At 71.0% G+C, this 26,877-nt stretch carries 21 protein-coding genes; 16 read left to right on the top strand and 5 right to left on the bottom strand.

The window, feature by feature from the left end; genetic code table 11:
• The first annotated feature begins 17 nt into the window (after nucleotides 1–17).
• The gene (locus ACWCQM_RS23820) at nucleotides 18–1,211 is read left to right on the top strand and encodes a DUF5685 family protein (RefSeq protein ID WP_450917168.1); all 1,194 of its coding nucleotides are present in this window, start codon (nucleotides 18–20) and stop codon (nucleotides 1,209–1,211) included.
• A 31-nt stretch (nucleotides 1,212–1,242) separates the two neighbouring features.
• On the opposite strand, the gene ACWCQM_RS23815 is transcribed toward ACWCQM_RS23820, so the two are convergent.
• Nucleotides 1,243–2,181, bottom strand: coding sequence for an ABC transporter substrate-binding protein (locus ACWCQM_RS23815; protein ID WP_450917167.1), 939 nt, complete (start codon nucleotides 2,179–2,181; stop codon nucleotides 1,243–1,245).
• A 449-nt stretch (nucleotides 2,182–2,630) separates the two neighbouring features.
• On the opposite strand from ACWCQM_RS23815, the gene ACWCQM_RS23810 reads away from it, so the two are divergent.
• The 10 genes from ACWCQM_RS23810 (at nucleotide 2,631) to ACWCQM_RS23765 (ending at nucleotide 13,094) form a co-directional block, all read left to right on the top strand.
• Nucleotides 2,631–3,497, top strand: coding sequence for an amino acid ABC transporter permease (locus tag ACWCQM_RS23810; protein ID WP_450917166.1), 867 nt, complete (start codon nucleotides 2,631–2,633; stop codon nucleotides 3,495–3,497).
• On the top strand, nucleotides 3,494–5,335 hold the full coding sequence (locus ACWCQM_RS23805) for an FAD/NAD(P)-binding protein (protein WP_450917165.1): 1,842 nt from the start codon (nucleotides 3,494–3,496) through the stop codon (nucleotides 5,333–5,335). Before ACWCQM_RS23810 ends, ACWCQM_RS23805 begins: the two co-directional genes overlap by 4 nt.
• A gap of 44 nt (nucleotides 5,336–5,379) precedes the next feature.
• Nucleotides 5,380–6,279: an amino acid ABC transporter permease gene (locus ACWCQM_RS23800; protein WP_450917164.1), complete on the top strand. Its 900-nt coding sequence runs from the start codon at nucleotides 5,380–5,382 to the stop codon at nucleotides 6,277–6,279.
• 35 nt (nucleotides 6,280–6,314) lie between these two features.
• The gene (locus ACWCQM_RS23795) at nucleotides 6,315–7,067 is read left to right on the top strand and encodes an amino acid ABC transporter ATP-binding protein (RefSeq protein WP_450917209.1); all 753 of its coding nucleotides are present in this window, start codon (nucleotides 6,315–6,317) and stop codon (nucleotides 7,065–7,067) included.
• 30 nt (nucleotides 7,068–7,097) lie between these two features.
• Nucleotides 7,098–8,072, top strand: a complete 975-nt coding sequence (locus ACWCQM_RS23790; RefSeq protein WP_450917163.1) for an ABC transporter substrate-binding protein — start codon at nucleotides 7,098–7,100, stop codon at nucleotides 8,070–8,072.
• 15 nt (nucleotides 8,073–8,087) lie between these two features.
• The gene (locus tag ACWCQM_RS23785; protein WP_450917162.1) at nucleotides 8,088–9,164 is read left to right on the top strand and encodes an LLM class flavin-dependent oxidoreductase; all 1,077 of its coding nucleotides are present in this window, start codon (nucleotides 8,088–8,090) and stop codon (nucleotides 9,162–9,164) included.
• On the top strand, nucleotides 9,161–10,450 hold the full coding sequence (locus tag ACWCQM_RS23780) for an NtaA/DmoA family FMN-dependent monooxygenase (protein WP_450917161.1): 1,290 nt from the start codon (nucleotides 9,161–9,163) through the stop codon (nucleotides 10,448–10,450). Before ACWCQM_RS23785 ends, ACWCQM_RS23780 begins: the two co-directional genes overlap by 4 nt.
• Nucleotides 10,451–10,454: 4 nt before the next feature.
• Nucleotides 10,455–11,261 carry a DUF1684 domain-containing protein gene (locus tag ACWCQM_RS23775; protein ID WP_450917160.1) on the top strand — a complete coding sequence of 269 codons (807 nt, stop codon included), beginning with the start codon at nucleotides 10,455–10,457 and terminating at the stop codon, nucleotides 11,259–11,261.
• Between the two features lie 269 nt (nucleotides 11,262–11,530).
• A complete protein-coding gene (locus ACWCQM_RS23770; RefSeq protein WP_450917159.1) occupies nucleotides 11,531–12,433 on the top strand; it encodes a S1 family peptidase in 903 nt (300 codons plus the stop codon).
• Nucleotides 12,434–12,617: 184 nt separating this feature from the next.
• Nucleotides 12,618–13,094, top strand: a complete 477-nt coding sequence (locus tag ACWCQM_RS23765) for a hypothetical protein (protein WP_450917158.1) — start codon at nucleotides 12,618–12,620, stop codon at nucleotides 13,092–13,094.
• 85 nt (nucleotides 13,095–13,179) lie between these two features.
• Here ACWCQM_RS23765 and ACWCQM_RS23760 read toward each other — a convergent pair whose 3' ends face one another.
• Nucleotides 13,180–14,109 (bottom strand): DUF4231 domain-containing protein, encoded by a 930-nt coding sequence (locus ACWCQM_RS23760; RefSeq protein ID WP_450917157.1) that lies wholly within the window; start codon nucleotides 14,107–14,109, stop codon nucleotides 13,180–13,182.
• A gap of 211 nt (nucleotides 14,110–14,320) precedes the next feature.
• On the opposite strand from ACWCQM_RS23760, the gene fxsA reads away from it, so the two are divergent.
• The 4 genes from fxsA to fxsT all read left to right on the top strand — a co-directional run bounded on the left by fxsA (nucleotide 14,321) and on the right by fxsT (nucleotide 22,253).
• A complete protein-coding gene (fxsA, locus tag ACWCQM_RS23755; RefSeq protein WP_073751188.1) occupies nucleotides 14,321–14,485 on the top strand; it encodes an FxSxx-COOH cyclophane-containing RiPP peptide in 165 nt (54 codons plus the stop codon).
• A gap of 107 nt (nucleotides 14,486–14,592) precedes the next feature.
• Nucleotides 14,593–16,869, top strand: coding sequence for a radical SAM/SPASM protein FxsBH, inactivated beta-hydroxylase extension form (fxsBH, locus tag ACWCQM_RS23750; RefSeq protein ID WP_450917156.1), 2,277 nt, complete (start codon nucleotides 14,593–14,595; stop codon nucleotides 16,867–16,869).
• A 150-nt stretch (nucleotides 16,870–17,019) separates the two neighbouring features.
• On the top strand, nucleotides 17,020–18,321 hold the full coding sequence (gene fsxC / locus ACWCQM_RS23745; protein WP_323179212.1) for an FxsC protein: 1,302 nt from the start codon (nucleotides 17,020–17,022) through the stop codon (nucleotides 18,319–18,321).
• Nucleotides 18,318–22,253 carry an FxSxx-COOH system tetratricopeptide repeat protein gene (gene fxsT, locus ACWCQM_RS23740; protein WP_450917155.1) on the top strand — a complete coding sequence of 1,312 codons (3,936 nt, stop codon included), beginning with the start codon at nucleotides 18,318–18,320 and terminating at the stop codon, nucleotides 22,251–22,253. Before fsxC ends, fxsT begins: the two co-directional genes overlap by 4 nt.
• A gap of 74 nt (nucleotides 22,254–22,327) precedes the next feature.
• On the opposite strand, the gene ACWCQM_RS23735 is transcribed toward fxsT, so the two are convergent.
• Nucleotides 22,328–23,212, bottom strand: a complete 885-nt coding sequence (locus ACWCQM_RS23735; protein WP_450917154.1) for an alpha/beta fold hydrolase — start codon at nucleotides 23,210–23,212, stop codon at nucleotides 22,328–22,330.
• Between the two features lie 447 nt (nucleotides 23,213–23,659).
• Between ACWCQM_RS23735 and ACWCQM_RS23730 the strand changes: the two genes are divergently transcribed.
• Nucleotides 23,660–24,745, top strand: coding sequence for a S1 family peptidase (locus ACWCQM_RS23730; RefSeq protein ID WP_450917153.1), 1,086 nt, complete (start codon nucleotides 23,660–23,662; stop codon nucleotides 24,743–24,745).
• A gap of 249 nt (nucleotides 24,746–24,994) precedes the next feature.
• Here the strand turns inward: ACWCQM_RS23730 and ACWCQM_RS23725 are convergent, their stop codons facing one another.
• Both ACWCQM_RS23725 and ACWCQM_RS23720 read right to left on the bottom strand, forming a co-directional pair.
• Nucleotides 24,995–25,561, bottom strand: coding sequence for a YcxB family protein (locus ACWCQM_RS23725; RefSeq protein ID WP_450917152.1), 567 nt, complete (start codon nucleotides 25,559–25,561; stop codon nucleotides 24,995–24,997).
• Between the two features lie 165 nt (nucleotides 25,562–25,726).
• Nucleotides 25,727–26,773, bottom strand: a complete 1,047-nt coding sequence (locus ACWCQM_RS23720) for a DUF3533 domain-containing protein (RefSeq protein ID WP_450917151.1) — start codon at nucleotides 26,771–26,773, stop codon at nucleotides 25,727–25,729.
• Nucleotides 26,774–26,877: the final 104 nt, after the last annotated feature.

The following is a 26,877-nucleotide window of genomic DNA, read 5'->3' as shown; positions in this document are numbered from 1 at the left end:
GCTCTCGGGGGATCGTCGTGTTCGGAATCGTCAGGCCCTGCACCCATCGGCTGTCCGAAGGGCTCAAGGCCGAGTGGATGGCCCATCTCTGCGGGCTCTGTCTCGCGCTGCGCGCGGATCACGGGCAGTTCGCCCGGATCGTGACCAACTACGACGGCCTGATCGTCTCGGTCCTGACGGAGGCTCAGTCCCCGCGCTCCGGTGGGCAGCGGCGCACCGCGGGCCCCTGCCCCCTGCGCTCGATGCGCACGGCGCCGGTCGCGCGCGGCGAGGGGGCCAGGCTGGCCGCCGCCGTGTCGCTCGTGCTGGCCTCCGCCAAGGTCCGCGACCATGTCGCCGACGGTGACGGGCTGTTGAAGCGCCGCCCGGTCGCCGCCGCGGCACGCAGGGTCGCCGCGGGCTGGGACAGGGCCGGGGCGCGCACCGGGGCCGAGCTGGGCTTCGACACGGCGGTCCTGGTCGACGCCGTCGACCGGCAGACCGGAATCGAGTCGCTCGCCGGACCGGGAACCCCGCTGCTGGCGGTCACCGAACCCACCGAGACGGCGACGGCCGCGGCCTTCGCGCACACCGCCGTCCTCGCGGGCAGGCCGGGGAACGCCGAGCCGCTCGCCGAGGCCGGCCGGCTCTTCGGACGGCTCGCGCACCTCCTGGACGCCGTGGAGGACCGGGAGGCCGACGCCGCGTCGGGTGCCTGGAACCCGCTCACCGCGACCGGCACCACGCTCCCGGAGGCCCGCCGGCTGTGCGACGACGCGCTGCACGGGGTGCGCCTCGCGCTCCGGGACGCGGAATTCACCGACGGCACCCTGGCGCATGTGCTCCTGGTGCACGAGCTGCGGCGCTCGGTGGACCGGGCCTTCGGTCCGGCGTCCTGCTCGCACCGCCCGGGCGGGCAGCCGGAGGGGAGCTTCGGGCCGCCGCCCGGCAACCCGTACGCCCCGGGCGGACCCTCCTCCCCGCCCGGACCGCCGCTCCCGCCCGAGCCGCCCCGCAACCGGCGCGGCCTCCTCGCGGGCTGCCTGGTCTGGGCCGGGCTCGCCTGCACCTGCCAGCTCTGCTGCTCCGGGAGCTTCCACGACCCGTGGAGCGGTCAGGAACGCGAGGGGCTCTGCCACAAGTGCGACTGCGGGGACTGCTGCGATGCCTGCGACTGCTGCAGCAACTGCTGCGGTGACGGCGGCTGCTGCGACTGCGGGTGCGACTGCTGAGGCCGGGGGGCGCGCTCCGCACCCGCCGGGATCACCTGATCTCGGGCGGCGAGATCTGGGAGGTCTCGATCGCCGACTTCTCCGTGCCCCACTTCTTCAGGATGCGGTCGTAGGTCCCGTCCTCCTTGAGGCCGTTGACCGCGGCCTGGAAGGCGGGCGCCAGCGGGGTGCCCTTCTTGAAGGCGAAGCCGACGTCGAGCCGCTTGTACTCGTTGAGGAAGCGCAGCCCGTCCAGCTGGGCCACCGCGTAGCGCAGTCCGTTGATCGTCGACATCAGCACATCGCTGCGGCCCTGCTGGAGCGAGCTCCAGACGGCGGCCTGATCGGCGTACGTCCTGACCTCGTACGCCTCCTTGCCCGCGTCGCCGCAGACGTGCTTGTTCTCCTCCAGGGTCGCCTCGAAGGTGGTCCCGGCGCCGGTGCCGACGGTCAGACCGCAGAGCTGCGTGAGATCGGTGACCTCCTTCAGATCGCTGTCGTCACGGACGGCGAAGCCCTGCCCGTCGTTGATGTACGTCACGAAGTCGATCGTCTTCCGGCGCTCGTCGGTGACCCCGAAGTTGCCCGTGCCCACCTCGTACTTCCCGCTGCCGAGGGCCGGCAGGATCGCCTCGAAGGAGGCGACCTCGCGCTTCAGCTTCAGCCCCAGCGCCTTGGCCACCGCGTCCGCGAAGTCGATGTCCGCGCCCGCGAGCGTCTTCCCGTCCGCCTCGTAGAACGCTCCGGGCGGGGCGCCCACGCTGGACGCGAGGGAGAGGGTGCCCGAGGACCGGACCCCGGCGGGGAGCAGCCCGGCCGCGGCGTCGTTCCGTTTCACCGCCGAGACCACATCGGTGGCCGGGGTCTTCCCCCTTCCCGCGGAACCCGCTCCGGCCGGGGCGGCCGCCGGGTCACCCGAGCCGCATGCGGTCAGGGTCAGGGTGGCCACGGTGATCAGTGCGAAGGCAGCGGTGTGCCGGGTTCGGGGCATGGCGGAGTTTCTCCGGGTTCGTCGACCGCGCTCGCGTGCTGCGGCAGCACGGAGCGGCGGGGCGGGAGATCAGCGGTGCGAGGGGAGGGCGGAGCGACGTCGTGTACGCGAAGGAACGCGGGGGAAGGTGCTCAAGCGCCCAGCGGGGCGCGAGCGGGGGTGGGGCAGACGCAGGGGGTCAGCTCAACAGGAAGAGGACCACACGCGACCGAAGTCGATGTGGGAGCGGGTGACCAGCCACTGCTGCGCATGCATGGCCCAAGTGGAACAGGCATCCGGTTGCACGTCAACCGAGGTGAGACGTACGGCTCACACTGTGGACAGGCTTGACAACACAGCCCGTTGGGGCTTTTCTCAAGAGCGGACCGGCGCTGAGGGGCCCGGTCCACGTCGTGTTCCGCGCTGAAGGCACGCCCCGTGTTCGATCTCTGCATCCACGGAGCCTTCGCATGTCCGCGCAGACAGACAGCCTTCCCTCCCCGCTCGCGCCCCCGCCCCGCAAGGACACCGGGGACCCCGTCCCGCGCATCGTGCCCGTACGCCGAACAGGCCGCTGGGCAGCGGCAGTCGCCGTCCTGGTCCTGCTCGCGGGCGCCCTCGTCTCCGTCGTGCGCAACGACGCCTTCCAGTGGGACGTCGTGGGCACCTACCTCACGACCGGCTCCGTGCTGCGAGGCCTCGGCCTGACCCTGTGGCTCACCGGCCTCGTCATGGTGCTCGGCTTCGCCATCGGCACCCTGCTCGCGGTGTTCAGGCTCTCGGGGAACCCCGTCCTCCAGGCGGTGAGCTGGGGCTACATCTGGCTGTTCAGGTCCACCCCGATCCTGGTCCAGCTGCTCTTCTGGTTCAACATCGGCGCCCTGTACCCGCGGATCCTCGGCGTCGACACCGTCGACCTGCTCGGGCCCGTGACCGTCGCCATCATCGGACTGACGCTCCACGAGGCCGCGTACGCCGCCGAAGTGGTCCGCGGCGGCATCCTCTCCGTGGAGCGCGGACAGCTGGAGGCGGCCCAGTCGCTCGGCCTCGGGCCCTGGCGGCGTCTGCGCCGCATCGTGCTCCCGCAGGCCATGCGCTCCATCGTCCCGCCCGCGGGGAACATGCTGATCGGGACGCTGAAGGGCACCTCGATCGTCAGCATCATCGCCGTGCAGGACCTGCTCTACTCGGTCCAGCTCGTCTACCACCGCACGTACGAGGTCATCCCGCTGCTGCTCGTCGCCACCCTCTGGTACGTGGCCGTCACCTCGCTGCTCTCCCTCGGCCAGTACTACGTCGAACGCCACTACGCACGCGGCACGGCGGACGCCCGATGAGCACCACACCGACGCTCGTCGTCATAGGCGCGGGACCGCGCGGCACCGGAGTCGTCGAACGCATAGCCGCCAACGCCGCCGAGCTCTACGACGGCCTGCCCCTGGACCTCCACCTCGTCGACCCGTACCCGCCGGGCGGCGGCCGGATCTGGCGGGAGGACCAGTCCCCGCTGCTCCGGATGAACTCCATGGCCGAGGACGTCACGATGTTCACCGACGACACCGTCCAGCTGGACGGCCCGGTGATCCCCGGCCCCGACCTGCACACCTGGGCCGGGGACGTCCGCGAGGGGCGGACGGCCGCCGTCGCCGGACCGGAGGTGCTGGAGGAGATCCACGGCCTCGGCGGCCAGGACTTCCCCAGCCGGCGGCTCCAGAGCGCCTATCTGCGCTGGGTGTACGAGCAGGCGCTCGCCGCGCTGCCGCCCGGCATCACCGTCCACGAGCACCGGGGCACCGCCCTGCGCGTCCAGGGCCCCCGCGACGGCCGCCAGAAGGTCTGGATCGAGGGCCGCGCCGAGCCGCTCGCCGCCGACCTGGTCGTCCTCACCGTCGGCCATCTGGACGCCGAACTCCCCACGGAGCAGCGGGAACTGGCCGCCTTCGCCGCGCGCCACGGGCTGGTGCACCTGCCGCCCGACTTCACCGCCGACAGCGACCTCTCGGCACTCCGGCCGGGCGAACCCGTCATCGTGCGCGGATTCGGACTCGCCTTCATCGACCTGATGGTGCTGCTCACCGAGGGACGCGGCGGACGGCACGAGAACGGGGTCTACGTGCCCTCCGGGCAGGAGCCCGTCCTCCACGTCGGATCGCGGCGCGGCGTCCCCTACCACTCCAAGATCGGCTACACCTGGCAGGGCGAACGGCCGCCCCTGCCCCACCACTTCGGCCCGGCACAGGTGGCGGAGATCCTCGACCGGCCCGGCCCCGTCGACTTCCGGCGCGATGTGTGGCCGCTCGTCGCCAAGGAGCTAGGCCACGCCCACTACCACCGGCTCTTCACCGCCCACCCCGAGCGCACCTCCGTGGACCGGGGCGACTTCGAGGAGAAGTACGCCGTCGCCGAGCCCGGCAGCCCCGAGCTCGCGGCCCTCGTCGCCTCGGCGGTCCCGGACCCCGCCGACCGGCTCGACCTCGACGCCCTGGACCACCCGCTCGACGGAGTGCGCCACGCCTCCTACGACACGCTCCAGGACGGGCTGCGCGCCTACATCACCGCCGACCTCGCACGCCGGCACGACACCCGGCACAGCCCCGACCTCGCCGTGTTCCTCGGACTGCTCTCCGTCTACGGCCAGCTGACCGGCCTCGGCGACATCGGGGAGAAGTGGCACGGCTTCTTCAGCTACCTCGCCTCCGGACCGCCGGGACCCCGGCTGCGGCAGCTGCTGGCCCTCTCCGACGCCGGGATCGTCCGCTTCCTCGGCGCCGGGATGACCGTCGGGACCGACGAGCGCAAGGGCGTGTTCCGGGCCGGCAGCACCACCGTCCCCGGCGCGTACACGGAGGCCCGCGCCCTGGTCGAGGCGCGGCTGCCCGACCCCTCCCTGCTCAGGACGCGCAGCCCGCTGCTGAGCGGGCTGTACGAGGACGGGGCCGCCGGCACCGACACGGGCCTGCTGTCCGTCCACCCCGCCGACGGACGCGTCCTGGACCGCGAAGGCCGCCCCCACCCGCGCCGCTTCGCGCTCGGGCCGTACACCACCGCACGCTCCAGCGGGGCGTTCACCCGGCCGCGCACCGGCGGCCCGGCCTTCCGGCAGAACGACGCCACCGCCCGCACGGCGCTCGCGTTCCTGCGGGACCTCTCCTGTCGGGACCGCGCCACCGTCTGAGCACGGCCCCCGTTCGTACCCCTGTCGCAGAAGGAACCTCCACCATGGCGCTGACCAGCGATCCACCCGTCCGTCCACCGGCGGCCGACCCGGGCAAGGAGCAGGACACCGACGACTACGCGGCCCTGAAGGTCGTCCCCGTACGCCATCCCTGGCGCTGGGTGGCGGTGGCGGCCACGGCCGTGCTCCTCGCCCAGTTCCTCAACGGGCTGATCACCAACCCCGGCTGGGAATGGGACGTGTTCGCCCGCTTCGTCACCACCGAGACGATCCTGCACGCCGTCTGGGTCACCCTTCAACTGACCTTCTACGGAACGGTGATCGGCTTCGCGCTCGGCATCGTCCTGGCCTTCATGCGGCTCTCCGCGAGCCCGTTCCTCAAGGCGGTCGCGTACGCCTACATCTGGGCGTTCCGCTCGATCCCGCTCATCGTGCAGCTGCTGTTCTGGTTCAACCTGGCCTACCTCTACAAGGAGCTGGAGTTCGGCATCCCCTTCGGGCCCGGCTTCGTCACCTTCGACACGATGAACCTCGTCGGCGCGATGAGCGCGGCCGTGCTCGGGCTCGCCCTGCACCAGGCCGCCTACGCCGCGGAGATCGTCCGGGGCGGCGTACTCGCCGTGGACAGCGGGCAGCTGGAGGCCGCCGCCGCGCTCGGCATACCCCGGCTGCGGCAGCTGCGGCGCATCGTGCTGCCGCAGGCGATGCGCTCCATCCTGCCGAACGCCGCCAACGAGATCATCTCCCTCTTCAAGGGCACCTCGATCGTCTCCGTGATGGCGATCGGCGAACTCTTCTACCAGGTCCAGGTCGTCTACGGGCGCAACGGCCGGGTGGTGCCGCTGCTCATGGTCGCCACGGTCTGGTACATCCTCCTGACCACCGCGCTCTCCGTCCTCCAGCACTACGTCGAACGTCACTACGCCAAGGGGGCCGTGCGATGAGCACACCCACGGAAGAACGCAGCACCGACGAGGCCATGGTCGAGATCCGGGGGGTGCACAAGAGCTTCGGCACGCTCGACGTGCTCCGCGGCATCGACCTCTCCGTCCGGCCCGGAGAGGTGACCGTCGTCCTCGGCCCCTCCGGATCGGGGAAGTCCACCCTGCTGCGCACCATCAACCACCTGGAGAAGGTCGACCAGGGCTGGATCAGCGTCGACGGCAGCCTGGTGGGCTACCGCAGGTCGGGCAACAAGCTGTACGAGCTGCGCGAACGCGAGGTCCTGCGCCAGCGCACCCGGATCGGCTTCGTCTTCCAGAACTTCAACCTCTTCCCGCACCTCACCGTCCTCGACAACATCATCGAGGCCCCTGTCGCCGCCCTCGGCCGCCCCCGGAAGGAGGCCGTGGCCGCCGCGGAGAAGCTCCTGGCGCGCGTCGGCCTCGCCGACAAGGCCGGGTCCTACCCCAGGCAGCTCTCCGGCGGCCAGCAGCAGCGCGTCGCGATCGCCCGCGCCCTCGCGCTGGAGCCGAAGCTGCTGCTCTTCGACGAGCCCACGTCCGCCCTCGACCCCGAGCTCGTCGGCGAGGTCCTCGACGTCATCAAGGGCCTGGCCCACGGCGGGACCACGATGATCGTCGTCACGCACGAGATCGGCTTCGCCCGCGAGGTCGCCGACACCGTCGTCTTCATGGACGAGGGTCGGATCGTCGAGCAGGGCACGCCCGCCGAGGTACTCGACCGCCCCGTCCAGGAGCGCACCCGCGCCTTCCTCTCCAAGGTCCTCTGACCCATGTCCCGCCACCCGAGGAGCAGTCTCATGTCCGTCCGCCGCACCCTCACCGCCGCCCTCGCCTTCCTCACCGCCGCGGGGCTGCTCACCGCCTGCGGAGCCAGCGACGCGACCGAGGACGTGATCCGCCCGAAGGGCCAGAAGGACACGGGCATCAACATCGGTCCCGACCAGAACCGGATCAGGGGCAAGAAGGTGGACGCCATCGCGGCCCAGGTACCGGCCGCCGTCCGCGAACGCGGCACGCTGAGACTCGGCGCGAGCGCCGACGCCTCGCCACCGCTGGGCTTCTACGCGACCGACGACAAGACCCGGATCGGCAGCGAGATCGACCTGGCGACCCTGATCGCCGACACGCTCGGCCTGAAGCCGGAGTTCGAGGAGGTCTCCTGGGAGAACCTCTTCGTCGGCCTCGACAGCTCCAAGTTCGACGGGGTCCTCTCCAACGTCACCGTGACCGAGGAGCGCAAGGAGAAGTACGACTTCGCGACCTACCGGCTCGACAACATCGCCTTCGAGGCCAAGAAGGGCTCCGGCTGGAAGGTGAAGGGCCCCGCCGACGTCGCGGGCAGGACCATCTCCGTCGCCTCCGGCACCAACCAGGAGAAGATCCTCGTCGACTGGAGCGAGGAGAACGTCAAGGCCGGGCGGAAGCCGGTGGAGATCACGTACTTCCAGAAGGACACCGACTACTACCTGGCCCTCCAGTCGGGCCGCATCGACGCCTATCTCGGCCCGAGCCCCTCCGCCAACTACCACGTGGCGTCCGCCGGGCAGTCCGAGATCATCGGCACGCTCTCCGGCGGCGGTGACGGCGTCCAGGGGAAGATCGCCGCCACCACGAAGAAGGGCAGCGGCCTGGTCGAGGCGTACGGCGCCGCCATCGACCACATCATCGAGGACGGCTCGTACGCCGAGGTGCTGGAGCGCTGGGGCCTGTCCAACGAGGCCGTCGAGAAGTCGGAGATCAACCCGCCCGGCCTCCCCAAGACCGAGAACTGACCCCGAGAGGTCCGCATGTCCGCCACCAGGCCACTCCACCTCGCCGCCGAGATCGGCGGCCCCCCGCGCTACGACGCCGGCTCCCATGTCGCGCTCGCCCGCCTCGCCGAGGGAGGCGCGCTCGACTTCGTCACCCTCAGCGACTCCTTCGCCCGCCCCGGCCCCGACGCGCTCGCCGTACTGGCCCGTGTCGCCCCGGCCACCACCCGGATCGGCCTCGTGCCGACCGTGACCACCACCCACACCGAGCCCTTCCACGTCTCGTCCGCCGTCGCCACCCTCGACTGGGTCAGCAAGGGCAGGGCCGGCTGGCACGCCGACGTGTCGACGACCGAGGCCGAGGCCCGGCTGTTCGGCCGGCGCCCGGCCGCCCCCGCCACCGCGCTGTGGCAGGAGGCGGGCGAGGTGGCCGACGCCGGGGCACGCCTCTGGGACAGCTGGGAGGACGACGCCGAGATCCGCGACGCCGCCACCGGACGCTTCATCGACCGCGACAAGCTGCACTACATCGACTTCGAGGGCAGCACCTTCTCCGTCAAGGGACCGGCCATCGTGCCCCGGCCGCCGCAGGGCCGTCCCGTCACCGTCATCGACGGCACGAGCGGCCCGGCCCGCGAGGCCGCAGCCCGGCACGCCGACGTCGTCCACGTACGGGCCACCTCGCCCGAACAGGCGTCCTCGCTCCGCGACGAACTGCGCCGGGCCGCCGCCGCGCACGGCAGGGACCCCGACACCCTGCGGGTCCTGGTCGCGCTCACCGTCGACCTCGGGGACGCGGAGACGGCACCCGAACCGGGACTGGAGAGCGGACCGCAGCTCGCCGGGCGGGGGACCTACTTCCGGGGCGGCCCCGTCGACCTCGCCGAACTCATCACCCAGTGGCACCGGGGCGGCGCCGTCGACGGCTTCCACCTCACCCCCATCACACCGGAACGCGACCTCGAACGGATCGTCAACGGGACCGTGGCCCTGCTCCAGCACCGCAGTCTGTTCCGCACCTTCTACCCGGGCGGCACACTCCGCGAGCACCTGGGCCTGGGCAGGCCGGCCAACCGCTACGCGTCCGCGAGGACCTCAGGGGGGACTTCATGAAGCAGATGCACCTCGCCGCCCACTTCCCGGGCGTCAACAGCACCACCGTGTGGACCGATCCCCGCTCCCGGAGCCAGATCGACTTCAGCTCCTTCGAGCACCTGGCCAGGACGGCCGAGCGCGGGAAGTTCGACTTCTTCTTCCTCGCGGAAGGGCTGCGGCTGCGCGAGCACAACGGCCGCATCCACGACCTGGACGTGGTGGGCCGCCCCGAGTCCCTCACCGTCCTGGGCGCCCTGGCCGCCGTCACCGAACGCCTCGGCCTCGCCGCCACGGTGAACGCCACCTTCAACGAGCCGTACGAGCTCGCCCGCCGCCTCGCCACGCTCGACCACCTCAGCGCGGGCCGCGCCGCCTGGAACGTGGTGACCTCCTCGGACGCCTTCACCGGCGAGAACTTCCGCCGCGGCGGCTACCTCGACCGGGCCGACCGATACACCCGCGCGGCCGAGTTCGTCGCCACCGCCCGTGAGCTGTGGGACTCCTGGACCCCGGACGGCACCTCGCGCCCCTTCGCCCACGCGGGGCAGCACTTCGAGATCTCCGGGGAGTTCACCGTCCCCCGCTCGCCCCAGGGGCACCCGGTCGTCATTCAGGCCGGGGACTCCGACGAGGGCAGGGAGTTCGCCGCGTCCGCCGCCGACGTCATCTTCACCCGGCACGGCACCCTGGAGGCGGGCCGGATCTTCTACGCCGACGTCAAGGCACGCCTGGCGAAGTACGGCAGGCAGCCCGGCGACCTGAAGATCATGCCCGGGGTCACCGTCGTGCTCGGCGACACCGACGCGGAGGCCCAGCAGAACGCCGCCGAGATCCGCAGACAGCAGGTCTCCCCGCAGAACGCCATCCTCGCCCTCGAACAGGTCTGGGGCCGCGACCTCTCCTCGTACGATCCCGACGGGCCCCTGCCCGAGACCGACCCGGACCCCGCGTCGGAGCTGGTCCAGGGCAGGGTGCGGATCGCGGACCCGCTCGCCGTCGCCGCGAAGTGGCGGGCGCTCTCCGAGGCCAAGGGGCTGTCCATCCGCCAGACGGTCATCGAGTCCACGGCGCGCCAGTCCTTCATCGGCTCCCCGGAGACGGTCGCCGCCGAACTGGAGACGTTCGTCTCCACCGACGCGGCCGACGGCTTCATCCTCGTACCGCATCTCACACCGGGCGGCCTCGACGGTTTCGTCGACCGGGTCGTCCCCCTCCTCCAGGAACGCGGAGCCTTCCGCTCCGAATACACCGGCTCCACGCTGAGGTCGCACCTCGGACTGGCGGAGCCGGTATGGAAAGGTTGACCGCATGAGCACGGACGCACAGCAGGACAGCGAGGAGTTCCACGCCTGGCAGCGCTGGCACGAGGGGCGCATCGTCGCCGTCGCCGCGCCGCACGGCCCGCTCTCCCTCACCGGCACCCACTGGCTCGCCGACCACCCGGAGGGTCGAATTCCGGCCGTGCCGGGACTGTGGCGCGCGGAGGGCGACGCGGTGGTGCTCACCGCCACCCCCGACGAGGGGCTGACCGTCGACGCGAAGCCGCTGGCCGGCGAGGTCCGCCTGGGCGCCGACCGGGGCCCCATCGACGAGTCCCGGGTCGCGCGGGGGCAGCGCCGGCTGGTCGTCCTGAGCCGTGAAGGACTCTGGGCCGTAAGGGACTTCGACCCCCAGTCACCGGCCAGGCACGCCTTCCGGACCATCGACGCCACCCCCTACGACCCGCGCTGGTCGCTGGAGGGCACCTTCCGGCCGTACGAGCGCGACCGCACCATCCGCGTCGAGAACGCCGACGGGCGGGAGCGGGGGCTCGGGCTCGCCGGCGAGATCGCCTTCACCGTGGACGGGACCGAGCACACCCTCCAGGCCGCCGTCGAGCCCGACGGCTCGCTCTGGGCCGTCTTCGCCGACACCACCAGCGGGAACGGCAGCTACCGCTTCCGCTTCCTGCGGCCCCCTGCCCCCGGTCCCGAGGGCAGGGTCCGGGTCGACTTCAACCGCGCGCTGCTACCCCCGTGCGCCTTCGCCGATCACTTCATCTGCCCCTTCCCGCCGCCCGGCAACACCCTCACCGTGGCCGTCCCGGCGGGGGAGCGGAACCGTATCGACGGCTGATCCGTCCCACCCCGGACGCACGCACCGCGCGCACCGGCCCCACCGGCCCCAGGGCTGCCGGGGCCGGTGCTCCCGTGCGCCGGGGCGGCCGAAAGGCGCCCTTGTGCGGCCGGTTGACGCCCCGAATACTCCCGAGCAGCGCTCGCCAGGAGCACGACGCATCCGGATCACCGAACGCCTTCCCGGAGCGTCGCCGTGCCCCGGGCCGCGCCTCACGGGTCCGGCCACCCCACAGGCGGGCCCCCGATTCCCCTCGGGAGGAACGAAAAGTGAGGATCAAGCGCACCAACCCCCGCACCGCCGGCACGGCGAGACGCAGCCGCGTCACCGCCGTCACCGCAGGTCTCGTCGCCGTCGCCGCCCTCGCCGTCCCGGCGGCCAACGCCGACCAGGCCGCGACGTTCGGCGCCGATCAGCTCAGCGCGGCGGGAGAAGCCGTGCTCGACGCGGACGTCGCCGGCACCGCCTGGAACGTCGACCCGGCGACCGGGCGGCTCGTGGTCACGGTGGACAGCACCGTGTCGCAGGCGGAGATCGACGAGATCAAGGAAGCGGCCGGAGCCAACGCCGGCGCCCTGCGCATCGAGCGCACCCCCGGGAAGTTCAGCAAGCTCATCTCCGGCGGCGACGCGATCTACGCCTCCAGCTGGCGCTGCTCCCTCGGCTTCAACGTCCGCAGCGGCAGCACCTACTACTTCCTGACCGCCGGTCACTGCACCGACGGCGCCGGTACCTGGTGGTCCAACTCGGCCCGCACCACGGTCCTCGGCACCACCACGGGATCCAGCTTCCCGACCAACGACTACGGCATCGTCCGCTACACCAACACCTCGGTCACCAAGTCCGGCACCGTCGGCAGCCAGGACATCACCAGCGCGGCCAACGCCACCGTGGGCATGGCCGTCACCCGCAGGGGTTCGACCACCGGCACCCACAGCGGGTCCGTCACCGGCCTCAACGCCACGGTCAACTACGGCGGCGGCGACATCGTCTACGGCATGATCCGCACCAACGTGTGCGCCGAACCCGGGGACTCCGGCGGTCCCCTCTACTCCGGCACCAGGGCGATCGGCCTCACCTCGGGCGGCAGTGGCAACTGCACCAGCGGTGGGACGACCTTCTTCCAGCCCGTCACCGAAGCGCTCAGCGCGTACGGAGTCAGTGTGTTCTGACCCGGCCGGGCACCGCCGCACTCCCGTGAGCCCCCGCCGATCCCCGGCGGGGGCTCCCCCTGGGGCCCCGGCTCTTGAGAAGATGTCAGGACGGTCGGTCGCAGCGGCATCACGGGGGCGGACACTGTGCCGGACCGGAGGGATGCCCTCCGGGCCCCCGTCGACACCAGGGGGTTCCAGGTCCGTGAAACGCATCGGAGTGACCGGTCATCGCTCCATCCCCCAAGAGGTCCACGATCATGTGCTGGAGCAGCTGCGGGCGGCGCTCTGCGGCCACGAGGGCTCCCTGGAGGCGCTCTCCAGCCTGGCGGTCGGCGCCGACCAGCTCTTCGCCGACCTGGCGCTCGCCCACGGCGCGGAGCTGACCGTGGTCATCCCCAGCGGGGACTACGAGGCCGGCTTCGACGAGGCGGAGCTCGCCCGCTACCGGCAACTTAAGGCCCGTGCCGCCCGCGAGATCCTGCTGGACTTCCCGCACTCCACCGACGAGGCCTACTACGCGGCGGGCGCCTACATCGCGGACCACTGCGACCGGCTGCTCGCGGTCTGGGACGGCAGACCCGCGCGGGGCCTCGGAGGCACGGGCGACATCGTGACGTACGCCCGGAGCCTCGGACGGCCGGTCACGGTGATCTGGCTGGACGGCGTGGAGCGCGGCTGACCGTCTTGTCTCGCGGTGACCCGACCGCACGGGCCTCGCGGTGATCCGGCCGGGTGGGCTCCGGCCGACCGCGCGGGCCCGGCCCTCACATCCGGTGCCTGACCAGCCAGTCCGTGTGCTCGGGCGAGACGATCCGCTCGGTCTCGAAGACGGCCGCCGCCCACTGGCGCTCGGTGAGGGTGGTCTCCATCGCGGCCTGCATGTTCTCCAGGTCGTCCTCGACCAGCGAGTGGGCGGTCACCAGCGGGTGGTGGCGGCGCATCTCGTTCCAGGCGAGACAGGCGGCAGCGGCGGCGGAGAAGGTCCCCGTCAGCGCGAAGGACCCGGCACCGCCGAAGGTCTGCGACACCGCCAGGACCAGCGCGGGCAGGGTGAGCGCGGCGATGGTGCTCGACCACACGAGCGCTCCGCGCCGCGACACCAGCCTGCGCCTGCGGTACCAGCGCCGCTGCTCGATCAGCCGGTCCCGGATGTAGGTCTCCTTGCGTACGGTGAACGCCTTCTCCCGTAACTCCCTCATGGACGCGGTGATGAGACCGCCACCCGCGTCGGCCAGATCCTCCCTGGGGTCGTCCCACCCCACCTTCCGCAGCTCCTGGAGCCCTTCCTCCAGCCGGCTGGCGAACACCGCCTCCGGGTGCTGGGTGCCGGTGTCGAAGGGCGAGCCGTGGACGGCGTAGCGCCAGCAGTTGGACTTGATGAACTCCGCTGCGGAGCGGTTGAGTTGCCAATGCGACTTTGCTTTGCGGCGGGAGGCGAGGTAGGTCGTGATCAGGACACCGAGGTACGCCAACACAGCGATGGCGTCCAGGAGTTGTAGATTTTCACCGACCTCGACGTGCCAGGGCAGGGCAGCGGGTACGGTGCCCAGTACGAGCAGGATCAGCTGCCCACGGGTGGTGTTGACCGCCTCGCGCTGGCGCGCGACGGCGACGGCATCGGTGTGGTGGAAGAGTGCGGGCAGATCAGCGCTCCTGAAGACCATGCTCTGCAGAGGTCCGGGAATCGCTGTCATGGTCACTCCTGTATTCGATGTAGTGGTCACCCGGCCCTCGGATGAAAGGGTTCCCATCCATTTGGAGTAGTCCTGGAAATCACTCGGGTTACGGCTGTACGAGCCGAGTTGCACACCGGGGCCATGAGAGTAAAGTCGTGCCGCCGGACACTGCAATGGTGCAGGTGCCGGTGCTGTTTCCGTGTCCGGAACGAGCCCATCAAGGACGGCCGTGAAGACCTACGAATCCACCCCCAACTTCGCTGTAGCGAAGAGTCGTGTGCCGCTTGCGAAGATCGAAGCAACCGGCAGTGCAGCAGCCGAGAAGATGGGCAGGGTGCTCGCGACGGCAGGCGGCCGCCCGACGCAGATCTCCACTTTCAACTCCTCGCTGTAGACGCGGTGCGGGCCCTCGGAGCCGTAAAGCTGTAAGAATTCCACCCTTTCGGTCGGTGCCGGTGGTCGACCGCCGGAATCATGGCACCGCTGCACTAGAGTGGTGGAATGACAGGCCCCGCGGTCCCGTTCCGCGAAATCATTCTGAAGGTTCACAGCAGGTGTGACCTCGCCTGCGATCATTGCTATGTCTACGAACATGCGGATCAGAGCTGGAGAACCCGGCCGAAGACGGTTTCTGATCAAGTCATCTCCAAGACGGCTCAGCGCCTTGCCGAGCACGCGAAGACACACGCACTGCCCTCCGTGTCAGTGATCCTGCACGGAGGGGAGCCTCTGCTCGCCGGCCCGGCCCGACTGCGGCGCGTCTGCGAGGAGTTCGGATCGGCCCTCGCCGGCATCGCCGAGCTCGATCTCCGGATCCACACCAACGGCCTCCAGCTCAGCCCCCGCTATCTGGACCTCTTCGACGAGTTCGACGTCAAGGTGGGCATCTCCCTCGACGGCGACCGCGAGGCCAACGACCGCCACCGGCGCTTCGCCGACGGACGCAGCAGCCATCCACTGGTCCTGAAGGCGGTCGAGCTGCTCAGGCAGGACCGCTACAGCCACCTCAACCTCGGTCTGCTGTGCACCATCGACATCGAGAACGACCCGCGCGCCGTGCTCGACGCCCTGGTCGCACTCGACCCCCCGCTGATCGACTTCCTCCTCCCGCACGCCACCTGGGAGGAGCCGCCGTCCCGCCCGGACGGATCGCCCACGGCCTACGCCGAGTGGCTCCTCGCCATCTTCGACCGCTGGCAGGACCAGGGGAGGCCGGTGCCGGTGCGGCTGTTCTCCTCGGTGCTCTCCACGCTGAGCGGCGGCCCGAGCCTCACGGAGTCCCTGGGCCTCGCCCCCACCGATCTGGTGGTCGTGGAGACGGACGGCCAGCTGGAGCAGGTCGACTCGCTCAAGAGCGCCTACGAGGGGGCGGCCTCCACCGGCTTCGACGTGTTCTCCCACTCGTTCGACGACGTCGCCGCCCACCCCGGGGTCCAGGCGCGGCAGCTCGGCCTCGCCGGGGTCAGCGAGACCTGCCGGAAGTGCCCCGTCGTGCGCTCCTGCGGCGGCGGGCTCTACACGCACCGGTACAGCCCGGCGAACGACTTCGACAATCCGTCCGTCTACTGCGCCGACCTGGAGGCGCTGGTACGGGGGATCGAGGCGCGCACCGGCGCGGCCATGGTGTCCCCGGCGCTGTCCGGCCCGCGGGAACTCGCCGCCGGGCAGCACGACCTGACCCGCACCCTGCTCGCCGCCCTCCACGGCACGCTGGACGGCCGCGGCGGCGCCCGGTGGGACGAGGCGTGGGGGCTCGCGGGCGCCCTGGAGGCATCCGCCGAGGGCGCCGCGGGACTCGACCACGTCCTGGCGCACCCGTACACGCGCACCTGGCTGCTGGACGTCCTGGAGGGGCTGCACGCCGAGCGGCCCGAGGCCGTCGGCCAGGCGCTGAGGCTGCCGTCGTACGTCGCGGCGGCGGCGGTGCGCGCCGGCTCCGGCATCGAGGTCCCGGCGGACTTCCGGGACGGCAGGCTCTTCCTGCCCACGCTCGGCGAGCTGCGCGTCGGCGGGCCCGGCGAGGCGGGCAGGGTCCGGGTGCGGGCCGAGGGCGAAGGGTTCACGTACCGGCGGGAGGGCGGAGGGCCCAGGACGGTCCTGAGCGGGACGGAGGATCCCGACTGGCTCCCGGTGCGGCACTTCGCCCCGGGCGGCACACCCGGCTTCGTCCTGGACGACCTCGATCCCTACCGCGACTGCTTCGAGGCCCCCGCCGCGCCGAGGCTCGCTCCGGCCGAGGCGGAGGTCTGGGCCGAGGCCGTCGGCCGGGCGTGGGAGCTGCTGGAGCGGTCCGCGCCCGGGCAGGCGGCGGACGCTGTGGAGTGGCTGACCACGCTCACCCCGCTCGTCGACGGCCGGAACGCCGGGCGGCCGCACGGCTACGGCTCCATCGGCCTCGTGATGACGGGGGACACCCGGGAGCTCGCCCTCTCGCTGCTGCGGGCCCTGCGGCGCACCAGGCTGCGGGCGCTGCTGGACGTCACCGATCTGTACGCGCTGGACGGCGCCTGGAAATACAGGTCCCCCTGGGATCATCATATGAAGATCCCCTTTTCCGGACTGCTGTCCACCGCTTATGAACGGGTGGGCCTCTCCGCACTCGATCCCGCATTCATGGACGGTGTTCCGGAGGCACTCGACATGATGGAACGGGCCGCCGAACCGACCGTCGGAGGAAAGAGGCTGCTCGGCTCTCTCCGGGACGAGGCGAGAGGTGTACATGGGACAAGTGGGATGAACATCCGCACCAATGCGGTGGATCAAGAACCTGTTCGATGAATCCTGGGTATGGATGACTGAAAAGCGGCGTTGAATGACCGAACGCCATGGGGGTGGAGCACAGTCCGCTCCGGAATGATGAATTCGCTCGCACCCTCTCCATTGTCCTGGGATGCGGGTGCTCACACAGGACGGGGGTCGTGTGCACGCATGACGCAACAGCGAGCGGACCATCGGCCGTACTTTTTTCTGAGCTACGCGCATACACCGGGGTACGGCGGTGGATCGGACCCAGACATGTGGGTCGAACGGCTTTTCCAAGATCTCTGCGGTCATGTGATGGCCATGACCAATCTGCCCGCGGGTGCGGCGGCCGGATTCATGGACCGGGAGATACGCTCCGGCGAGGGCTGGTCCGAGCGGCTCGGCAGCGTGCTGGCGAGCTGCCGGGTCTTCGTACCGCTGTTCTCGCCGCGCTACTTCGCCAGTGAGATGTGCGGCAAGGAGTGGTACGCCTTCGAGCAGCGGGCCATTCACCACAGGGCCCGGTCCAACCAGCCTGCCGAGGCGATCGTGCCGGCGCTCTGGGTGCCGGTACCACCGAGCCAACTCCCGGGCCCCGCAGAGCGGTTGCAGTTCAACCACCGCGACTTCGGGGACCGCTACGTCAGCGACGGGCTCTACGGTCTGATTAAACTCAGGCTGTTCGCCCAGGAATACGAACGGGCCGTCTACGAACTGGCCAAACGCATCGTCAACGTCGCCGACACCGTACGGCTCGACTCCGGCAGGCCGTTCGACTACCGCCTCGTCCCCAGTGCCTTCGGCCCTCCGGACAGCGGCGCGGGCGCACCGAGGCCGATGCGGATCACCATCGCCGCGCCCACCCGCCACGACCTGCCGGAAGGCCGTAACCCGGAGTACTACGGGGACAATCCGCAGGAGTGGAATCCCTACCATCCGGCCGCCGCCCGGCCTCTGGCCTACGTCGCCGAGGAACTGGTGCGCTCCCTCAACTACCAGGCGGTCATAGCGTCGTTCGACGAAGGGCCCGGACAGCCGGAGGGCAAGCAGTCCCCCAGCACCCCGGAAATACTCGTCGTCGACCGCTGGGCGCTGGAGGACGAGGACCGCAGGCGCAGGCTCGCCGCGTTCGACGCGGAGAACCGGCCCTGGGTGACCATGGTCGTGCCATGGTGCCGGGAGGACCATCAGAGCAGAGCCGCAGAGGCCGCACTGATCGAGAAGCTCGAACAGACGATGCCGGTCAAGATGCGGCAGGGGCGGGCCTTCTGCCGTGTCGCGGCCAAGGGGGTGCCCAGCATGGAGGCGTTCGGACAGGTCCTGCCCCAAGTGGTCGAGGTGGCCGCCCAGCAGTATCTGAGACATGCCACGGCCTACCCGCCCGCGGGTGGGCGGCACAGTGAACGGACGCGCCTGATGGGGCCCATGGGCAGCACGCAGTTCATACCCGACATGCACGACCCTGCGACGGATGCGGAGGACGTATGACAGCCGGTCGTGACGGGCGCATCGTCACTTTCTACTCGTACAAGGGCGGCACGGGGCGCACCATGGCCCTGGCCAACACCGCCTGGATCCTCGCGGCCAACGGCAAGCGGGTACTGGCCGTCGACTGGGACCTGGAAGCCCCGGGACTCCACCGCTTCTTCCACCCCTTCCTCGACCCCTCGACGCTCGGGGCCACCACCGGCGTGATCGACCTGATCACCGAATACGCCTGGGCCGCGACCAACCCCGCCCAGCGGTCCGACGACTGGCACCGCGACTACGCGCGCATCCAGCCCCACGCGGTCTCGCTCAGCCCCGAGGCGCACGGCTGGGAGTTCCCCCGCGGCGGCACCCTCGACTTCGTCTCCGCCGGGCGCCAGAACCGCGAGTACTCCGCCACCGTCTCCACCTTCGACTGGGACAACTTCTACGACCGGCTCGGCGGCGGGCACTTCTTCGACGCCCTGCGGGACGACATGAAGGCCAACTACGACTACGTCCTCATCGACAGCCGTACAGGCCTCAGCGACATCGCCGACATCTGCACCGTCCACCTCCCGGACGTGCTCGTCGACTGCTTCACCCTGAGCGACCAGTCCATCGACGGCGCGGCCTCCGTCGCCCGGCAGATCGCCGAGCGCTACACCGGCCGTCCCATCTCCATCTTCCCCGTCCCGATGCGGATCGACGAGGGCGAGAAGGAGAAGGCCGACGCGGGCCGGGCGCTGGCCCGGCTGAAGTTCGACCGGCTGCCCCGGGACCTCTCGGGGGACGAACTCACGGCCTACTGGGGCGCGGTGGAGATCCCCTACCGCCCCTACTACGCGTACGAGGAGACCCTCGCCACCTTCGGCGACGAGGCCGGGCTCAGCAACTCGCTGCTGTCCGCGTTCGAACGCCTCACCGCGGTCGTCACCCAGCAGGAGATCACCTCGATGCCCCCGGTGGGGGAGGAGGTGCGGCTCCGCATCCGCGACGCCTTCACCCGGCGCAGGCCCGCGCTGCCCGCCGATCTCTTCCTCAGCTATGTGGCGGAGAACCGCATGTGGGCCGACTGGATCGAATCGGTCCTCACCCGGGCCGGGTTCCGGGTGGTCCCGCGCGACGTCTCCGCCGAGATCGGCGCGGCGGACGCCACCCAGGCGGCGGCCGAGTCCGCGGCCCGTACGGTCGTGCTGCTCTCCAGCGCCTACCTCAAGTCCCAGCGGGCCGTGGACCTCTGGGAACGCGCGGTCTCCGAGGACCCGGGCGGCGGGCGGCGCCAGCTGCTGCCGCTCAGGGTCAGCGACGTCCGCCTCTCCGCGCCGTACATCGACCGCAACCCGGTCGACCTGTTCCGGCTCGACGAGGTGCACGCCACCACGGCCCTGATGCGCGCCCTGGACCGGCCGGTGCAGCTCGGCGACGGGGTCTCGCCCGGGCCCCGCTTCCCCGGCACCGTGCCCAGGATCTGGAACGCCCCGCCCCGCAACCCGGGCTTCACCGGCCGCTCCCTGGTCCTGGAGCGGATGCGTGACCAGCTCGGCGGCGGCATGGCTGTCGTCCTGCCGCAGCCGCAGACCCTGTACGGCCTCGGGGGCGTCGGCAAGACCCAGGTCGCCCTGGAGTACGTCCACCGCTTCATGGCCGACTACGACCTGGTGTGGTGGATATCCTCCGAGCAGATCGACGACGTGGTGGCCAGCCTCGCCGAACTCGCCGTACGGCTCGGTGCCCAGGGCGGCGACGACATGGCCGCCGCCTCGCAGGAAGCGGTGGACCTGCTGCGCAGGGGCGTGCCGTCGGAGCGCTGGCTGCTGGTTTTCGACAACGCGGACGACCCCGAACGCCTCAGCCGCTACTTCCCGCAGGGAGGTTCGGGGCACATCCTCGTCACGTCCAGGAACCAGACCTGGTCCCAGCACGGTGACGCGCTGCCCGTCGACGTCTTCCTGCGGGAGGAGTCGGTCGAGCACCTCCAGCGCCGCGCTCCGGGGCTGAGCAACGAGGACGCCGCACAGGTGGCCACCGCGGTCGGCGACCTCCCGCTGGCGGTCGAGCAGGCGGCGGCCTGGATCGCGGAGACCGCCACCCCCATCGACACCTATCTGGAGCAGCTGGCCCGCCAGGCACCCCAGGTCCTCGCCCTGAACCAGCCGGCCGGCTACCCGCAGCCCGTCGCCGCCACCTGGAACATCTCGATCGAGCGACTCAAGGAGCGCTCGCCCGCCGCGGTGCGGCTGCTCCAGCTCTGCGCGTTCTTCGCACCCGAGCCGATCTCGGCGAATCTCCTCTACAGCAAGGAGATGATCGAGGCGCTGAAGCCGTACGACGCCTCGCTCCAGGAGAAGCTGGTCCTGGGCCGGGTCATCCGGGAGATCGGCCGCTTCGCCCTCGCCAAGGTCGACCAGGTGTCGAACTCCATCCAGGTGCACCGCCTGGTGCAGGCGGTGATCAGGGCCCAGCTCAGCGACGAGGAGCAGCGCGAGGCCAGGCACGTCGTCCACCGCATCCTGGCCGGTGCCAGGCCCGATGACGACGAGCCGATCGACAACCCCGCGACCTGGCCGCGCTTCGCCACGATCTGGCCGCACCTCGGCCCGTCGGACGCGCGCAACTGCAAGGAACCGGAGACCCGCAGGCTTCTGATCGACCGTGTGCGCTACCTCTGGAAGCGCGGGGACGTCAGGACGGCGGGCCGGCTCGGGGACGAGCTCCGCGAGACCTGGGAGGAGATGCTCGGGGAGCGGGACCTCCAGTACCTGTACCTCTGCTTCCACCTCTCCAACATCATGCGTACCCGCGGACGGTACGTGGAGGCCAAGGAGCTCGACGAGTTCACGCTCAGCCGGCAGCGCGAGGTGCTGGGGCCGGAGCATCCGCACACCTACATGACCACCAGCAGCCTGGCGATCGACCTGGGTCTGCTCGGTGACTACACCAAGGCCATCGAGCTGGCGACCGCCGCGCACGAGGGCTTCAGCCAGATCTTCCACGACAGGCACCCCAGGACGCTGGCCGCCGCCAACAACCTGGCGCTGAACCTGCGCAGCGTCGGGCAGTACGCGCGGGCCAGGGAGATCGACCAGGACGTCTACGACCTCCGGTCCGAGGTGCTGGGACCCGAGCACCCGTACAGCCTGTCCTCCGCCATGTGCCTGGCGCGCGACCTGCGGGAGGTCGGGCGCTACGAGGACTCGGTCGGTCTGCTCAGCCGCACGTACGACAGCTTCAAGGCCACGCTCGGCCGCACCTATCCGACGACGCTGAGCGCCGCCAAGAGTCTGGCGGTCTCGCTGCGCAGGGCGGGGCAGCTGGAGGACGCGCGCAGGCTGACGGTGGCCACCCGGGCCAGGTACCGGGCCAAGTACACCTCGGCCAACCCCGAGTCCCTGGCCTGCGACCTCAACATGGCGGCCGACCTGTTCGCCGCGGGGGAGGCCGTGGAGGCGAGGGACACCGCCCAGGAGGTGGTGGACCAGTACATGAAGGTCCCGGGGGAGCAGCACCCGTACACCCTGGCCGCGCAGAACAACCTCGGCGTCTACCTCTCGGGCACCGGCGCGCCCGTGGAGGCCGAGAAGCTGCTGACGCGGGTGGTCGCCTCGATGCGTGAGGTCTTCGGGAGGGAGCACCCGAACACGCTGTTCTCCGTGATGAACCTGGCCAACGCCACGGCCGACAGGGGCGAGCTCGACATAGTGCTGGAGACGGAGCGGCGGGTGGCCGGTCAGCTCAGGGAGGTGCTCGGCGCGCACCACCCGGAGACGCTGGCCATGACCTCGAACCTCGCGGTCACGCTGGACGCGATGGGACGCAAGGACGAGGCGCTCAGGCTCCGGGCGGAGACGGGCGACGAGCTGGCCCGGCAGCTCGGCGACGAGCATCCGCTGACCCGGATAGCGAGGGACGAGCGGAGGTTCCGGCGCGAGCTGGAACCGATGTCGGTGTGAGCCCGAGGGCGCCGGGCTCCTGGAGCCCGGCGCCCTCGGTGGTCAGGGCTTGAGGAGCCCGGAGCCCTCGGTGGTCAGCAGACCACGGCTTCCCGGTCGTCCAGCAGCCAGTTGAGCATGCCGGGAAGCACGGACAGTGCGGCGAAGTGCGCCGCCGTCGGTTCCAGGACGGCGGTGGCGCCCGGGATCTGTTCGGCCAGCCAGCGGGAGTGGCCGACGGGTGAGAACACGTCCTTGACGCCGTGCCACAGCATCACGGGCACCGTGATGTCCGCGGGATCGAACCCCCACGGCTCGGAGAAGGCGATCACGTCGTCGATCCAGCCGTACGCCGATGTCCGCAGCCCCTCCTGGAAGTTGGCGAGCAGCTTCATCCGGATGCCGGCGTCGTTGACCACGATCCGGTCGTCGTCGGTCAGCTCCCGGCGCAGGTCGTCCAGAAGCCGGGCCGGGTCCTGCCGGATCTCCTCCGAGCGGAGGATGAAGGACTCGGCCAGCCCGTCCCGGTCCGCCGTCGCCCTGGAGTAGGCGAGCACGTTCGAGGGGGCCATGCCGTCGAACCAGTCGAGCCCCACGGCATCCCTGGGCGCCAGGCTGACCAGCGCGGCGGTACGGGTGACCCGGTCCGGCATCAGCGCGGCGCAGGCCAGGGCGTGCGGAGCGCCGCCGGAGCGGCCGACCACGGCGAAGCGGTCCAGTCCGAGCGCGTCGGCGATCGTGCGTACGTCCTCGGCGACATCCATCACCCGGCGTCCCTGCATCCGGTCGGAGCCGCCGTACCCCGGACGGTCGTAGGTGATCAGCTGCATGTTGCGCTGGTAGAGCACCATCCCGCGAGGGGCCGGGCCCAGCCTGCTGCCCGGCATCCCGTGGAGCAGGAACACCGGTCTGCCGCGCGGATCCCCCAGACGCTCGACCATCAGATGCCGTCCGTCCGCCACGCGCACCCGATTCCGCACGCCGCCCTCCGCTCGGTCACCATGCCCGGTACGGGCATCAAGTGCCCGATGTGTACTGCCTGTTCGATGATGACCTATCGGAAGCGATACCGGCACCACCTGTCGTAATCAACCGGTGGTGCCGGGGACGTCCGGTGACGTTCGGGGGGCGCTCGACGGGCGTTCGACTTCAGGAGTGCTCTGCACAGCATGCGGACTCCAGGCGCGATTACAGGACAGGACCAGTCCTCACCCGTCGGCCATCTCCGGTCGCACCGGGTGTTCGCGAACGGAACCGACGTGGTGCGGCCGCCGCTTGTGAACGCGTCGCGGGTGAACGGTCGTCGTCGTGTGCGCGTCCTGAAGTCGACCTTGTGTGCTATCCACCGCGTCGGAATAGTGGGCGCCCCATCCTCCGCGTTCCTGGCACCCCACTTGCCCGGGCGCGGCCCCACAGGAGGTCGTCAGTTGAAGCACCGACGCATATCCAGGAAGCGTGTGACCCTGGCCGGATCGGCCGTCCTCGCCCTGGTAGCGGCTGGAGTCACCTTCCAGTCCGCGAACGCCAGCGATGACGTACCCGAAGTCACCGCGCGCACCCTCACCGCTCACGCGGCCGGAAATCTCGCCACCACCCTGCACAGGACCCTGGGCGGCGACACAGCGGGCGCGTACTACGACGCCGAGGCCAGGAACCTCGTCGTGAACGTCGTCGACGAGGCGGCGGCCGAGCAGGTCCGTCAGGCGGGCGGCAAGGCCAGACTGGTCCAGCACACGCTCGCCGAGCTGACGGCCGCCCGGCAGACCCTCGCCGCCAAGGCCACCATCCCCGGTACCTCCTGGGCCGTCGACCCGGTCAGCAACAAGGTCGTCGTCACCGCGGACCGCACGGTCGAAGGCGCGGCCTGGGGCAAGCTCGGCAAGGTCGTCGAAGGGCTCGGATCCAAGGCCGAACTCAAGAAGTCCGCAGGGGAGTTCAAGCCCCTCATCGCGGGCGGCGACGCGATCTGGGGCAACGGCGGACGGTGCTCGCTCGGCTTCAACGTCGTCAAGGACGGCGAGCCCTACTTCCTGACCGCCGGCCACTGCACCGAGTCGATCACCAGCTGGTCCGGCACACAGGGCGTCGCGGAGATCGGCGCCAACGAGGACTCCAGCTTCCCGGACAACGACTACGGCCTGGTCAAGTACACCTCCGACGTGGAGCACCCCAGCGAGGTGGACCTCTACGACGGCTCCACCCAGGCGATCACCCAGGCCGGCGAGGCCACGGTCGGGATGTCGGTGACCCGCAGCGGTTCGACCACCCAGGTCCACGACGGTGAGGTCACCGCCCTGGACGCCACCGTCAACTACGGCAACGGCGACATCGTCAACGGCCTCATCCAGACGACCGTCTGTGCCGAGCCCGGCGACAGCGGCGGCTCGCTCTTCTCGGGCGACACCGCGATCGGCCTGACCTCGGGCGGCAGCGGCGACTGCTCATCGGGCGGCGAGACGTTCTTCCAGCCGGTGCCCGAGGCGCTGGAGGCGTACGGCGCCGAGATCGGCTGACGCCGGGCCCGCCCGCTCCCGCGAGTGCTTCCGAGCGAAGGGTCCGCCCACCCCATGTCCGGGGTGGGCGGACCCTTCGCTGTCGCGAGCACGTGCGTGCCGCGAGCTCCGTGCCCTACCCCCCGCTGTCGGACGCAGAACCTGCGTACGGCCAGGCTGGGCCCTTCTCGTGGACATACGGTTGATCCGGGATAAACGGTGCCGCAGCCTTGCCCGGGTGGGCGGGACGGTCCCGCCCGGCCCGTCGCGTCAGACCCGGGTGGTGTGCTCGTCCAGGAGGGCCCGCAGCCGGTCCAGATCACCGGCATCCCGCGCCCCGCGCTTGGGGAGGACGTCGAGGCACATGATGTTGGGGTCCCGGCTGAGCAGGACGAAGTGGTCCCGCGCCTCCCGGTAGCCCCGGAAGAGGGACCACTTCTGGGTCAGCGTGCTGTGGTCGTTCGTACAGCTGACGCCGGCCGGGGAGACGGTGACCCGGTACTCGCCCTGCCAGCCGATGAGCCGCTGCACCTGGGCGGCCTGGCTCCGCGGGTAGCCCCACACCATCAGGACGACGAACACGGTCAGAACGGTCGAGACCGCGTCGGTGCTTCCCCTGCCCACGGCTGCGAGCAGCCACACACCGGCCCACACGGCGGCGAACGCCCAGCGCAGCCACAGCCCGGTCTTCTTGACCCGCGCACGTACCCGGAGACCGGCCAAGGTGTCCGAAGGCTGCGGCAGATACGCCAGCCGGACACCGGCCGCCTCGTCCACGGACGCCCGGGGGGCCTCCGCGCCGCCGTCGGTGCTTCTGCTGATGCTGCCTTCGGTCATGGAGCCCTCCCCGGTGTCAAGATCCCGCGGATCCTACCGAACCCCGTACGCCGGACCTTCGGTGCCGGTCCGTCAGTGCCGGGGCGGCCGGGCGCCGGCGGGACGAGTCCGGCGTCGCTCTTCACGTCCCCCCGTGCCCGCCCACCCCGGCCGGGCGGGGATGGTTCAGCCGTGCGCGCCGTTTCCCGGGGCGGTGGGCGCCGCCTCCTGGATGCCGTCCCGGTCCCGGCGGCGCATCGACAGGAGCAGGGTGAGAGCCGTGCCGACGACCGCCCAGGCGGAGAGCACCAGCAGGGGGCCGGTGACCGCGTTGCCGTGGAAGTACGCGATCGAGCGGGCCACCCAGGTTCCCGCGCCGGGCGGCAGTGCGGGGCCGATCGCCCGCCAGAAGTCCGGCAGCATCGGCAGCGGGAAGGCGCCGCCCGCGCTCGGGTTGCCCGCGATCACGATGAGCAGGACGGCGAGGCCGATGCCGACGATGCCGGTGAGCGCCTCCAGGGCGAGCGTGATCATGCCGACGGCGAAGACGACCAGGGCGCCCAGCCCGGCCAGGGCCCACACGCTGCCCGGCAGGGCGCCGAGGACCGGCCCGATGATCACGGCTCCGCCGATCCCGCCCGCGATCGAGTACAGCGCCATCACGGCGGTGCGGATCGCCGCGCGCTGCCGGTTGGCGGGCTTGGTTCCCGCGCTGATCGCCAGGATCGAGGCGCAGAGGTAGCCGCCGACGCACCAGCCCACGACCAGGTAGAACGAGGAGAGCCCGTCGAAGTCGTCGGGAGAGGCGGGGGCCACGTCCACGGTCCGCAGCGCGCGCTTCCGGGGCGCCTCCACCCGCTCGACGATCGATTCCAGGGACGTGGCCAGCACGGTGCCGCCGCCGGAGGCGACGAGCAGGGTGTCGGTCCTCCCCGTGGGGCTGACGATCAGGGCGCCGTCGATGTCGCGGTTCTCGATCTGCCGGCGGGCCTCGGCGGCGTCGGAGACCGCGCGGGTGTCCAGCGGGCCGCCCGGCAGGTCGCCCAGCTGGCTGACGAGCTGCCCGGACACCTGCTGCGGGGCGACCACTCCGAAGGGGACGTCCGTCGGGTCCGGCCGGTGCAGCGCGCCGACGTAGGAGGCGATGAACAGCAGCTGAAGTCCCAGTACGCCGATGACCAGCAGTGCGGCCCGTGCGGTGACGGCGTTTTTCACCTCGTCAGCGAAAGTCATGCCCCCACGCTCCGGGGAGAGGGCTGTACGCGCAGTCGGGGGCAGGCCGAATGGCGGAGAAGGAGGCCGCCCACCGGTTATCGTACGAACGTTCGAAACTTGGT

This window comes from Streptomyces sp. NPDC002125, from assembly GCF_053593715.1.
This window is presented reverse-complemented; position numbering and strand designations above follow the sequence as displayed.